Genomic DNA, 12,455 nt, shown 5'->3' on the forward strand with positions numbered 1-12,455 from the left:
GGCGTCCTTTTCCGAGGTTCTCTCCGCGAGCTCCCACCGGGAACCGCCGAGGTTCGCGCCATCGTCGGGCAATGGATGCTCGGACTGGGAGCGGCATCGTGATGCCGTGGCTGCAGAACGCTCGAGCCGCTCGGGTTGCTGCCCGGCTGATGCCTCTGGCGAGGACGCTCGCTGTGATCGGCGCGTCGCTCGGACTCGCTCTGATCCTGCTGGCGGCGAGCGGCTACGACCTCGCGTCCTGCCTGCGGGCGTTCTGGGTGGGCAGCGTGGGCTCGGCTCGTGGATGGGGCGTCACGCTGACGAATGCGTGCCCGATCATCCTCACGGGGCTCGCCGTAGCGGTCGCCTTCCGCTGCGGCGCGCTCAACATCGGCGCGGAAGGGCAGCTTCTGGTCGGCACGCTGCTGACGACCTGGCTCGGAGTGAGCGCGGAGCTCCCCACATCCGTGTTCGTGCCGGCGATGTTGTTGCTCGGGATTCTCGGCGGCGGCGCTTGGGCAGCGGTCGCGGGAGCGCTTCGCGCCTGGCGTGGCGTGCCGGAAGTCATCAGCACGATCATGCTGAACTTCGTCGCGATTGAGATCGTCAAGTTCGCCGTAACGGGCCCCTTAGAGGGGGTGCCCGGCACGTCGCAGACCAACGAGATCACCAAGTCGGGACAGCTCTGGCTGCTCGATCCCCGCACAGACCTCCACGCCGGTATCTTCCTCGCCCTCGCTGCGGCAATCGCGATTCACGTGCTGATGTTTCGCACGACCCTCGGATTCGGGCTCAGGGCGGTGGGCTCCAACCCGGTCGCCGCGACATATGCCGGGATCAACGTCTCGCGCCATCTCGTCGGAACAATGTTTCTGAGCGGGTGTCTGGCGGGACTGGCGGGAAGCGTCGAGCTCTTGGGGCGTGTGAAGTCCCTCAGCCAGGGCTTCACGACTGTCGGGTACGGATTCACGGCGATAGCGGTCGCGATGCTCGCGCGTCTGAACCCGCTGGGAGTGATCGCGAGCGCGCTCTTCTTCGGCGCGTTGGCTTCCGGGTCGCGGGAGATGACGTTCGAGCCGAACTACGTCCCCGACAAGCTCGTGGACGTCGTGCGCGGACTGATCGTCCTGCTGTCCATCGGCTACGGGATCGTGGAGCTTCGGTTCCGCAAGAGCTGACCGCCGGGCTAGGTCAGGTTCGATCCGTTGTCCAGCGTGGGGATCGGCTCTACCTGCCTCCGTGGGGCGCCGCGCGGTTCTGGCTCCGGCGATGGGCTCCCCGCCCGGAACTGCACTTCGTGGAGCCGTGCGTAGAGACCATCTGCCGCCAACAGGCTCCCGTGCGTGCCGCGCTCCACGATCCGTCCGCCATCCAGGACGAGGATCTGATCGGCGTCCTGCACGGTGGATAGCCGGTGGGCGATCACGAAAGTGGTTCGGTTCCTGACGAGCCGATGGATGGCTTCCTGGATCAAGTGCTCCGTCTCGGAATCGACGGAACTGGTCGCCTCGTCCAGGATCAAGATGCGCGCGTCGGCGAGGATTGCCCGCGCGATGGACAGCCGCTGGCGCTGCCCGCCGGACAGCTTGATGCCGCGTTCGCCGATGAGCGTGTCGTACCCTTCCGGCGCATCGACGATGAAGTCGTGGGCGTTGGCGGCACGGGCTGCCGCCTCGACCTCGTCATCGGATGCGTCCAGCCTTCCGTAGCGGATGTTCTCGCGGATCGAGACATTGAACAGGAACGGGTCCTGCAAGACGACGCCGATCTGCTTGCGCAGCGAGGTCAAGTCCACCGTTCGCAGATCGTGCCCATCGACGAAGATACCCCCGCGCGTCGGATCGTAGAACCTGGGGATCAGGTTCACCAGGGTGCTCTTGCCGGCTCCGCTGGGCCCAACGAGAGCGACCATCTCACCAGGCTTGGCATGCAGGTCGATGCCGCCGAGCACCTCGACATCAGGTCGGTAGGCGAAGTGGACGCCACGAAACTCGACCTCGGCGCTCAAGCGCGGGAGAAGGCTCGCATTCGGCGGCGATGTGATGGCAGGTTCGGTGTCGAGCACCTCGAACACACGCTCGCACGAAGCCAGCGCCTGCTGGACCATGTTGTAGAACCGGGTGAACCCCGTGATCGGCTCGAAGAGCATCGGCAGATACTGGATGAAGACGACGAACATGCCCGGCTTCATCTCCCCGTTCATTACCTTGATGCTGCCGAACCCGAGCACGACCAGGATGCCGATCTGGTTCAGGAAGTCGATCCATGGGCGAAACGCCGTGAAGATGCGCGCCAGACGGACGTTGATCGTGTAGGTCTCGTGGCTCTTGCGGTTGAACCGCTCCAGCTCGTAGTCCTCGCGGACGAAGCTCTGGATGATGCGGATGCCAGTGATGTTGTCCTGAATCGCCGCGTTGAGTTCGCCCATCTTCTCACGCAGAAGGCGGAAGTTCTTGCGCAGGAGCCGACCGATGAGCGCTGTCGAGACGATGAGTCCGGGCGCCGCGATCAGCGACATTAGCGTCAGCTTCCAGTCCCACGATAGGCAGAAGTAGAACACGAACAGGAGTCGGCTCACGTCTGTGATGAGCCCGACCACGGGACCGACGATCACCTGCTCCAAGGAGTTGACGTCGTTGATGACGCGCGACATGACGTCGCCGGTCGGCCGATCCTCGAAGTACTTGAGCGGCAGGCGCTGCACGTGCGCGTACACGTGGCTCCGCATGTCGTAGATCAGCGACTGACCCACGCGCGCCATGATGAAGCCCTGCGCGACCGACACCAGCCGTGCTACGGCGAAGAGCACGAGGAACGCAGCGACCAGCACGAATGCCGTCGCCATCGCCGGATTGGCGTCGACAAGCCACTCCGCCGACACGTACCGCGCCGCTCGGTGGATGTAAGGAGCAATCGGCAAGTTCAGAGATGGACGGGACGGCGCGTCACGGGCGGGTCGCTCGATGCGCGACTCGCCAAAGCCAGTGATCTCGTCGATTGCGACGCCCATCACCTGCGGCGGCAGGATGCCGATGAACGAAGTGACGAAGGAGAGCCCGAGAATGAGCCCCACGGCGGGCAGATAGGGCTTGGCGTACGCGAGCAGGCGGAAGTAGGTCTGGCGGAATGGAACCTGCCGTTCGTAGTTCTCTGCGCCGGGGGGTCCGATGGATGTGAGCCCTCGCATCCCGCGCGCCATGGAGTGTCCTTGTTTCCTCGGCGAGGCGGGGCCCGAACGCCCCGCCTCAGCGGCTCAGGGACTAGCCGCGCCTCAGCGACGCCCAGATTGTCGTCAGTCTGCCCCGGGGAGAAACCGCCTGTGGCAACGGCCCGAACTCCATGACCGTCTTCACCTCGTCTGCCGACAACCCACGAATCCAGAGGTTCAGATCGTCCATCAAGCCTGTGAATGGTCGAGCGTTGTCGATGTTGAGTCCGACGCGCGCGCCCTGCCCCCAGTCCTTGGCGATCTTCATGCCGCCCGCGTTGCTTCCTACCTCTTCGCCGTTGATGTAGAGGCGGCCCGTGCTGCCGTCATAGGTTCCCGCGTAGTGAATCCACTTCTTCGGCTCGGACTTCCCGCCCCGAATGTCGAAGATGGTCGCGCCGCCGTCGCCGCGCAGCAGCCATCGGAAGTTCCCGTCGTTGCGGAACTCGGGATGGACGAGCCACGTCGAGTCGTTCGCTCGCGCGTTGAAGATGGCGTGGTCAGCCTGCATATCGACGTTCATCCACGCGACGACGCTGAATCCACTCCGAGGGATCTGGTCGGCGGGCCAGTTCGCGCCGTCGAGGTCGATGAAGCTGCCGGACGAAAACCGTGCTGCCTGTCCGTGCTTGCCGGCCTCAAGCACGATTTTTCCGTTGATCACGCCGTCGTGTCCCTTGCCGGACTTGTCGATGACGTTCGCGCCTCGGATCTCTTCGTAGTCGTAGTAAAGGATTAGGTCTTTGTTTTGGGCTCGCAGCGCTGGCGTCAGCGCGAGGAGTGCGGCGACTACCAGCAGCCCCCACTTGCGTGATCGTGTCATTGCCTGCCTCCGTTCGGGTTGGCTGTCTGCCCGATTGCGCCATATCTACGGGTGAATGTAGTGTCTCGCTTCGGTCATCGCAACTTGACGCTACCGCGTCGGGCCCTCGCCGCATAGGCGGCGGTAGCTGGCATACCGTTGAGCCGAGATGTCTCCTGCCTTCACAGCGTCGCGGACGGCGCAGTCGGGCTCGGCGAGATGCCAGCAGTTGCGAAACCGGCACTTCCCGATGTAGGGGATCATCTCGACGAAGTACGAGTCGAGTAAGCCATCGGGAACGCCCCACAGACCCGCCTCGCGAATGCCAGGAGTGTCGGCGACCTGAACGCCGCCCTCGAGCTCGAGTAGTTCGACATAGGTCGTCGTGTGGCGTCCCTTGCCAGACCATTCGCTGATCGCCTCAGTCCGAAGGGCGAGTGACGGATCCAGACGGTTCAGCAGTGACGACTTGCCGGTTCCCGACATCCCGACGAACGCGTTCATGCCGGACGACAGCGCGTTCCGCAGAGAGTCGATCCCTTCTCCCGTCTCGGCAGAGGTCGCGACCCAACGGACTCCGATGGGCTCGTAGACGGTCGCCATCGTCTGGTCGAGCTCGGCGCGCTCCGGCGGCTGAAGCAGGTCGCACTTGTTGACGACCACCACGGGTTCGACGCCCCCGAACTGCGCCATGATGAGAAGGCGATCGACGAATCGGAAGTTCACGCGCGGCTTGCGGATGGAGACGATGACGAACACGCGGTCGATGTTGGCGACGATGACGTGCTCGACATCCGGCGCGCCGGGATGGGGCTTCGTGTCGATACGGGAGAGCCGAGTGCGCCGTGGCTCGAGGTCCTCGATGGCGCCCTCGATGCCGTTCACGACGGTGACGACGACCTGATCGCCGACGGTCACGGGGTCAGCATATCGCCGTCGCAGCGAGCCGTCATCGGCTTCGTCGTAGAGCGCCTCTTTGAGGCGTCCGCGCAATGTACACCGTAGCGTTCCGCACTTCGTTCGAACCGTGTAGATGCTCGCCTCAGCGCGGAGGACGGTTCCTGTAACGCTCTCGTCGTCGTGGATCAGCTCGCTCCCTCAGAACCACCAGTGGGATTGCAGCAACGCCTCGATGCTGTCGAAGCCGGCCGCGCGCGAATCCGTCTCGAACCTGAGTGTCGGCTTGAACTCCACGTGGGGCACCGGGAACAGTTCAACGCCGACCGACGCCCGATGCACCCGGCCGGCGGCAGCGTCGAGGTCAGGATCGAAGTGCTCGAAGCGCACGATCCCGTATAGTCCTCGGGTGACGCGGTAGGCAGCCTCGGAGTAGAGCGCGAGCGTCGTCGCGCCGGAGCCGGGGTCGGACTCGGATGCGAGCAGATCGCTGGCGTAGTCCGCCTCCGCCATCAGTGTCAGGTCGCCCAGAGCGACACCGGCGAATCCTCCCACGAGCAGCATATCCGAGTCGGCGTCGTCGTTCCGGTTGCCGTATACATTCGCCCCTGCGAGCGTCCGCACGCCCGCCACCTTGCCGCCCGATTCCGCGCGAGCCAGGTACGCCTTGTCGTTGCCGACTCCTGTGTCAGGACCGAAGGGCAGCGTGTCGTCGCCGTTGTAGACGCCCACTGTCACCCAGGGGCCCATCTTCGCCGACGCTTCAATCCCCGTGTCCACGAACTTGGGCTTCCACAGCAGCCCGTCGCCGGGGGCGTTCAGCGGCGGACGCGTCGATCCGCCCCGGACGAACGCCGTGTGGTCGTCGTGACGGAGCCCGTAGTTCGGCATGAAGCTGCCGACCTGCACGCGGATCGTGCCGTCGCGATACGTCTTCACGGCTCCGATCTCGGCAGCTCCTCGCAACGCATCGTGTGTGAGAAACAGGCTGACGTCGTCCGACAGCCGCCAATCGAAACCGATGTCCGCCTGCATCGTGAAGAAGCCCGCGCGTGTCTCAGACGAAACGCCGTCATCGTCCGAGTAGGCATAGCCCTGGAACCGGGCATCGCCGCCCAGACGCAGCGAGTCCGTCACCTGCCCGTTCGCAGCCTTGCCGGACCGGATCGCGAGTACCGACGCGCCGAACACGTCCGATCCGTAGCTGGTGCGCATGCCTCCGCCAGCCGGATTGGCGTGGCACTGGACGCACGCCTGCCCTTCGGACAGGGCGAAGCGCGGCAGGGCGACGGCGGTCGACGCCACGCAAGCCAGAAGCGCGATCAGCGACTTCGCGATGAAAGTATACCTCACCTCTTGGGAACCTCCGTCGGCTAGACCTCTCCCGCGTCGATCATCTCCTGGAGCGGGAACCCTTTGGTTTCGAGTGGACAGGGCACGAGAGTTCGGCGGCGCGATGATTCGAAGATGGAGAGCAGGACTTCGTGCGCCGCGCGACCGTTGCGACCGCTCGACCGGTGCTCGCGGTTCCCCTCGACCGCGTCGATCAGATCGCGCACGGGAGACGAGTCGTCGCGCATCTCGGTCGTCGCCCACTTCCCGCCGGTCGATTCACTGCGGAACCGCAACGCCGGTCCGCCGGGAACGCCGATCTCGATTTCGCCCTCGGTGCCATACAGGTAGATGTGGTGATAGCCGCGCGCCGTGAATCGCCCCGACTCGATGAAGTAGCGCACGCCGTTGGCGCTCTTCCAGTAGCCGAGAGCGTCTTCGACTGCCGCGATGCCGAACTTCAGACTCGCGTTGCCGCGATGAATCTGCCCCATGACCCACTCGGTCGGCGAATCGTCGCCGAACCAGCGCATCAGATCGACCGTGTGCGTCGCGTTGTCGATAAGGTCGCCGCCCTCGCAGACGCCGTGGACCTTGATGAGCTCGCCGATCTCCCCGTCGGCGAGCAAGCGCTTCGTTGCGACGTAGGGCCCGTGGAACCGAAGCTGGTGCCCGATAGCCAGCTTCGCGCCAGCCCCGTCGCAGGCGGCGAGCATCTCGTCAGCGAGCGCCAGGTTCACCGCCATCGGCTTCTCGCACAGAATGCCGCGCACGCCTGCTTTGGCGGCGGCGATAGTGGCAGTCGGATGCAGACCGACCCAGGTGCACACGCTCACCAGGTCCGGCTTCTCCTTGTCGAGCATCTCTTCGAAGTCGTTGTAGGTGCGCTCGACGCCGTACTCGGCGCGGTACTTGGCGAGCGCCTCCTCGTTGATGTCGGCGCAGGCGACGAGCTCGATGTCTTCAGCGCGATGGTACTGAACCGCGTGGCTGTGCGAGATGCCGCCGCACCCGATCACAGCAGCCCGATAGGTCTTGCCCATGGCTCCATTCCTTCGTCAGTTGGCCCAAGAGAGCTCAGATCGCGAGCGGACGCACTGACTGGTCTGTTTGGTGAATACCGGTCGCATCGACGGACGCCGTAGAGCATGGGCGACGCGGCGCGTCGCCCCTACGAATCGTGATCAATCTACGAAATGAACCACTAACACGCGCACGGCGATTTCCCGCACTTTGGGCAGCCGTCCGCGTAGACTTCGGCGCAATCGGTCAGTTCGATCCCCAGCATGGATGCGAGAGTCGACAGCCACGCGAAGACGTCGGCGATCTCGGCTGTCAGCCGTTGCGTATCACGAGGCTGGCGACGGACCTCCTTGGCGAGCTCGCCGACCTCTTCGGTGAACCAAACGAACGTCGTCGGAACCCCGCGAGCCGCGTCGCGCTCGAAGTACGCTGCTTCGATGCGCCGCTGGAACTCCGCGATCGTCATGGACTGGGTCACGTCGACGCTCGTCGTTCGGAGTTGACGCGCGCCCGCTCCAGGTACGGGGCGAGGCGGAACCCGTCGCGGGGGACGACCTCGCGATCAGCCTCGGTTCTCAGCTTGACCTCGTAGGCGTCCTGCTTGAGCGTCCGCTCGCTCACGGTCACGCGGACGGGCAGCCCGATCAGGTCGGAGTCCTTGAACTTGACGCCCGGGCTCTCATCGCGGTCGTCATAGAGCACCTCGACGCCCTCGGCAGTCCACTCGCGGTAGAGCGACTCGGCGACCTGTGCAGCCTCGTCCCCCTTCCCGACATGCAGCAGATGGACGTGGTACGGAGCGATCGAGTAGGGGAAGATGATCCCATCGGCGTCATAACTGGCTTCGACCGCCGAAGCCAGCAGACGACCGACTCCGATGCCGTAGCACCCCATGATGAGAGGGCGCGTGCGACCCTCGGCGTCCAGATAGACAGCCTCCATCGCCTCGCTGTACTTCGTCCCCAGACGGAAGATGTTGCCGACCTCGATGCCCCGGGCAGCTCGAAGGCGTCCGCCGCACCTGGCGCAGGCGCAGCCGTCCTCGACGAGCGCGATGTCCGCAAGGACGTCCGCCGCGAAGTCGCGCGGGAAGTTGACGTTTCTGAGGTGGTAGCCGTCTCGATTCGCTCCGGCGACACCGTTCGTCATGTCGCGGACCGAATCGTCGACGACGATGACCGTGTCCCGCGCGCCGATGGGCGACGCGTAGCCGGGGGTCACGCCGTGGGCACGGATCTCCTCGTCGCGCGCCGGTCGTATCTCGGCGACACCCAACCGGTTCCGAAGTTTGGTCTCGTTCACGTCGAGATCGCCGCGCAGGACGGCGAAGACGAACTGCTCTCCAGCGACGTAGAACACTGCCTTCATCGTCTGTCGCTCGCTGATGCCAAGCAGCGCTGCCACCTCGGAGATCGTCGTCGTACCGGGCGTCTCAACGAGCTCCGATGGCAACGGGTCGCCGAACTCAGCCGGGCCCTTGTCGCAGACGGCGACCTCGGCATTCGCCGTGTAGCCGCAGGCGTCGCAGAGGATCAGGTTGTCCTCCCCGGACGGAGTCACGAGCATGAACTCGTGAGCCCCGGTTCCGCCGATCATTCCCGGGTCGGACTCGACGACGACCGTCGGAACGCCAGCCCGCGTGAAGATGCGCGAGTAGGCGTCATAGACCTCTCGGTAGTAGCGCTCCAGGTCCTCCTGGCTCTCGTGGAACGAGTAGGCGTCTTTCATCGTGAACTCGCGCACGCGGATCAGTCCGGCGCGAGGACGCGGTTCATCGCGGAACTTGAGCTTGATCTGGTAGACCATCAACGGAAGCTGGCGGTACGAGCGGATCTCGTTCCGGGCGTGGAACGTGACCGATTCCTCGTGCGTCATCGCCAGGACCATGGGGCGACCAGCGCGGTCGGTGAATCCGGCGAGCTCTCTGCCCACCAACGCGCCGTAGCGCCCAGACTCCTCCCACAGCTCCGCCGGGTGGACCAACGGCATGTTGATCTCTTGTCCGCCGATCGCGTCCATCTCCTCGCGGATGATCCGCTCGATCTTGTGGATGGAACGCTGCGCCAGTGGCAACGCCGTGTAGAGCCCGGATGACAGTTGGCGGATGAGACCGGCGCGGACAAGCAACTGATGGCTGGGAAGCTGTGCGTCTGCAGGAACCTCGCGGACGGTGCGTCCGAAGAGCTGGGACTGTCGCATCTGGGCCCTGTCATGGATGTCGAAAGCTCAGCGCTCTGTGGGCGTCTCCGCCTCGGTCTCGTCCACGTCCTGCTGATCGTCTCCCTGGATCTCGGTCATATCCGGTTCGGGTTCGGGCAGAGGCTCCGCGCTGTGTCGGTCACCTTCGCCGACGACGGTCTCGTCGGCGGCGGGGAACTGCTGCTCTGACTCGCGCAACGCTGGCTCGTGTCGTTCGTCCACTCCGTGATCCAAATCCACGTAGAACCGGCTCCGTGCCAAGATGCGCAGCCAGCGTCCGTAGCGCCCGCCGCCGGTCCACGGCACGTTCCCCCGAACGCCCGGGACCGCGTTGGCGAAGTGACGTGAGTCGTCGATCGTGAAGTGACATTCGTCGAGGAGCGCGTGCAGCGCTTGCTCGTCGAAGACGTGCAGGTAGGACGGGTCATCGAGCTGGCACTGCTCGGCACGGGTGAGCCGGCTTCGTCGGCGGGCGTACAGATCTGCGACCGAGTCGTATACCGGCACGACGATGTAGAGCAGGCCCCGCGTGCGCAGCACGCGGTGGGCGGCGTTCAGCGCGGCGCGGGGATCGTCCAGTCGCGCGAGCGAGTCGCCCAAGACGACGATATCGCACGCCTGACCCGCGTCGAGCGTCTGCGGTTCACCGAGACTCACGTCGAGCCCCTTGGCAACCGCCGCGCTGACCATCTCGGGCGACGAGTCGATGCCCGCGACTCTCGTGAACCCCAACGACCGCAGTACTTCGAGCCAGAAACCGTCGCCGCAGCCGATGACCAGCACCGGCGCGTTCATGTCGCCTAGCGCGAAGAACTCGACGAAGCTGACCCACGCGGCGCGGCGAATGGGTTCCGTCAGGAACCGGCGCGACTCGGCTCCCGGACTGCGAAGCTCAGGTTCTGGTCGCCCAACTGCCATTCACGACCCTACTGCGCCGCCGCGCGACGCACCTCTGCCGCGATCATGTCGCCGACCTCGGACGTCGAATAGCCCATCCTACCGGCTCCCAGGTCCTTGATCTTGCCGCTGCCGAGGATAGTGACAATCGCCTCCTCGACGAGCCGGGCTCCGCGCTCTTCGCCGAGGTGCTCCAGCATCATCCCGCCAGCGGCGATGGCAGCGATCGGGTTGATCTTGCCCTGTCCTCGATAACGCGGCGCCGAGCCGTGGATCGGCTCGAACATCGAGACGCCGTTCGGGTTCAGGTTCCCGGACGCGGCAACGCCCAGACCGCCCTGGATCGCGGCGCCGAGGTCGGTGATGATATCGCCTAGCTGGTTGTCCGTCACGATCACATCGAACCACTCCGGATTCTTCACGAACCACATGCAGGCGGCGTCCACGTGAGCATACTCGCGCTTGATGTCCGGGTAGTCCGCGTCGCCCACCTCGTTGAACGCCCTCCACCACGTGTCGTGGACGAACGTCAGGACGTTCGTCTTGGCGACCAGATGAAGCTGCAGCTTCTTGCCGCGCTTGCGCGCGAGGTCGAAGGCGTACCGGATGCAGCGCTCGGCGCCGAATCGCGTCGTCACGTGAATCTGCGTCGATACCTCCGACGGCATGCCCTTGTACTGGATCCCGCCAGCGCCGCTGTAGATGCCTTCCGTGTTCTCGCGGACGACCACGAAGTCGATGTCCTCGGGTCCCTTGTTCTTGAGGGGACACTCGACGCCCGGGTAGAGCTTGACGGGGCGCAGATTGATGTACTGATCCAGCTCGAACCGGCACTTGAGGAGGATGCCCTTCTCCAAGATGCCCGGGGCAACGTCCTGATGTCCGATCGCGCCCAGAAAGATCGCATCGAACTGTCGGAACTCCTCGATCGCCGACGCCGGGAGCACTTCGCCCGTGGCGAGGTAGCGATCGCCGCCAAAGTCGTAAGACTGTGTCTCGTAGTCGAACCCACAGACGTCTGCGGCAGCGCGAACGACCTTCATCGCCTCGTCGGTCACTTCGGGTCCGATGCCGTCTCCGGGCAAGAGCGCAATCTTGTATGCCATGGGAGGGATTGGTTCTCCGTTATCCTGGGTGCCATGCGCCGTGATGTACTACCGCTCCGCGACGATGACAAGCGAAGCGTTCCTAGCCGATTGCCGTTCCGAGCCGTTCCACGAGCGTCTTCCCGATGGTCGAAGGGGTCGGGGCGACGACGACACCGGCGTTGGTGAGCGCCTCGATCTTCTCGGCTGCCGTCCCTTTGCCGCCTGCGATGATCGCTCCGGCGTGCCCCATCCGCTTTCCCTTGGGAGCCGTCGACCCCGCGATGAACCCGACGACCGGCTTCGTGACATACTTCGAGATGTACTCGGCGGCGTCCTCTTCGGCGGTTCCGCCGATCTCGCCGATCAGGATGATCGCCTCAGTGTCGGAGTCTGCCTCGAACATGTGCAGCGCGTCGACGAAGTTCGTCCCGTTCACGGGATCGCCGCCGATGCCGATGCACGTTGACTGTCCGTATCCGAGGCGCGTTGTCTGATACACCGCTTCGTAGGTCAGCGTCCCGCTTCTGGACACCACGCCGACCGATCCGGGTTGGTGGATGTAGCCGGGCATGATGCCGATCTTGCACTGTGCCGGTGTGATGATGCCGGGGCAGTTGGGCCCGATCAGACGCGAACGCTTGCCTTGCAGGTAGCGCTTGACCTTCACCATGTCGAGGACCGGAATGCCCTCGGTGATGCAGACGATGAGTGCGATGCCCGCGTCGGCGGCTTCGGCGATGGCGTCGGGCGCGAACGGAGCCGGCACGTAAATGACCGACGCGTTCGCCCCAGTGGCTCCGACTGCCTCCAACACCGTGTTGAAGACGGGCACCTTGCCCTCGAACGTCGAACCTCCCTTGCCCGGGCTTGTACCAGCCACGACGTTCGTCCCGTATTCCATCGCCTGGATCGTGTGAAACGCGCCAGCGCTGCCGGTAATGCCCTGAACCAGCAGCCTCGTGTTTCGGTCGACGAGAACGCTCATAGTTTCCCCTGCGTGGAGCCACGCCCCAGGACTGCCGTGCGGGAG

11 protein-coding genes are annotated in these 12,455 nt (G+C 64.8%); 1 reads left to right on the top strand and 10 read right to left on the bottom strand.

Translation table 11 applies throughout. The annotated features are described in order from the left end of the window. Positions 1-71 precede the first annotated feature (71 nt). Positions 72-1,157, top strand: a complete 1,086-nt coding sequence (locus FJZ36_08930) for an ABC transporter permease (protein ID MBM3215022.1) — start codon at positions 72-74, stop codon at positions 1,155-1,157. Positions 1,158-1,165: 8 nt separating this feature from the next. Here the strand turns inward: FJZ36_08930 and FJZ36_08935 are convergent, their stop codons facing one another. From FJZ36_08935 to sucD, 10 genes are all read right to left on the bottom strand, one after another. Further along, positions 1,166-3,178, bottom strand: coding sequence for an ABC transporter ATP-binding protein (locus FJZ36_08935; GenBank protein ID MBM3215023.1), 2,013 nt, complete (start codon positions 3,176-3,178; stop codon positions 1,166-1,168). Positions 3,179-3,239: 61 nt separating this feature from the next. Then, positions 3,240-4,010 (bottom strand): LamG domain-containing protein, encoded by a 771-nt coding sequence (locus FJZ36_08940; GenBank protein ID MBM3215024.1) that lies wholly within the window; start codon positions 4,008-4,010, stop codon positions 3,240-3,242. A gap of 90 nt (positions 4,011-4,100) precedes the next feature. Further along, positions 4,101-5,078: a ribosome small subunit-dependent GTPase A gene (gene rsgA / locus FJZ36_08945; protein MBM3215025.1), complete on the bottom strand. Its 978-nt coding sequence runs from the start codon at positions 5,076-5,078 to the stop codon at positions 4,101-4,103. Between the two features lie 9 nt (positions 5,079-5,087). Further along, positions 5,088-6,239, bottom strand: a complete 1,152-nt coding sequence (locus tag FJZ36_08950; protein ID MBM3215026.1) for a hypothetical protein — start codon at positions 6,237-6,239, stop codon at positions 5,088-5,090. Positions 6,240-6,259: 20 nt separating this feature from the next. Then, positions 6,260-7,261, bottom strand: coding sequence for a Gfo/Idh/MocA family oxidoreductase (locus FJZ36_08955; GenBank protein ID MBM3215027.1), 1,002 nt, complete (start codon positions 7,259-7,261; stop codon positions 6,260-6,262). Positions 7,262-7,422: 161 nt separating this feature from the next. Then, positions 7,423-7,707: a pyrophosphohydrolase gene (locus FJZ36_08960; GenBank protein MBM3215028.1), complete on the bottom strand. Its 285-nt coding sequence runs from the start codon at positions 7,705-7,707 to the stop codon at positions 7,423-7,425. A gap of 8 nt (positions 7,708-7,715) precedes the next feature. Beyond that, positions 7,716-9,440, bottom strand: coding sequence for a proline--tRNA ligase (locus FJZ36_08965; protein MBM3215029.1), 1,725 nt, complete (start codon positions 9,438-9,440; stop codon positions 7,716-7,718). 27 nt (positions 9,441-9,467) lie between these two features. Next, positions 9,468-10,358 carry a class I SAM-dependent methyltransferase gene (locus FJZ36_08970; protein ID MBM3215030.1) on the bottom strand — a complete coding sequence of 297 codons (891 nt, stop codon included), beginning with the start codon at positions 10,356-10,358 and terminating at the stop codon, positions 9,468-9,470. An 8-nt stretch (positions 10,359-10,366) separates the two neighbouring features. Next, positions 10,367-11,443, bottom strand: a complete 1,077-nt coding sequence (locus FJZ36_08975; protein ID MBM3215031.1) for a 3-isopropylmalate dehydrogenase — start codon at positions 11,441-11,443, stop codon at positions 10,367-10,369. Between the two features lie 82 nt (positions 11,444-11,525). Then, complete coding sequence (gene sucD / locus FJZ36_08980) at positions 11,526-12,410, bottom strand: succinate--CoA ligase subunit alpha (GenBank protein MBM3215032.1); 885 nt, start codon at positions 12,408-12,410, stop codon at positions 11,526-11,528. Positions 12,411-12,455: the final 45 nt, after the last annotated feature.

The organism is Candidatus Poribacteria bacterium, from assembly GCA_016866785.1.
GTDB lineage: Bacteria > Poribacteria > WGA-4E.

Coding starts and splice junctions, on each gene's coding strand:
- FJZ36_08930 (MBM3215022.1), top strand. CDS start 72: ATGGATGCTCGGACTGGGAGCGGCATCGTGATGCCGTGGCTGCAGAAC.
- FJZ36_08935 (MBM3215023.1), bottom strand. CDS start 3,178: ATGGCGCGCGGGATGCGAGGGCTCACATCCATCGGACCCCCCGGCGCA.
- FJZ36_08940 (MBM3215024.1), bottom strand. CDS start 4,010: ATGACACGATCACGCAAGTGGGGGCTGCTGGTAGTCGCCGCACTCCTC.
- FJZ36_08955 (MBM3215027.1), bottom strand. CDS start 7,261: ATGGGCAAGACCTATCGGGCTGCTGTGATCGGGTGCGGCGGCATCTCG.
- FJZ36_08960 (MBM3215028.1), bottom strand. CDS start 7,707: ATGACGATCGCGGAGTTCCAGCGGCGCATCGAAGCAGCGTACTTCGAG.
- FJZ36_08965 (MBM3215029.1), bottom strand. CDS start 9,440: ATGCGACAGTCCCAGCTCTTCGGACGCACCGTCCGCGAGGTTCCTGCA.
- FJZ36_08970 (MBM3215030.1), bottom strand. CDS start 10,358: ATGGCAGTTGGGCGACCAGAACCTGAGCTTCGCAGTCCGGGAGCCGAG.
- FJZ36_08975 (MBM3215031.1), bottom strand. CDS start 11,443: ATGGCATACAAGATTGCGCTCTTGCCCGGAGACGGCATCGGACCCGAA.
- sucD (MBM3215032.1), bottom strand. CDS start 12,410: ATGAGCGTTCTCGTCGACCGAAACACGAGGCTGCTGGTTCAGGGCATT.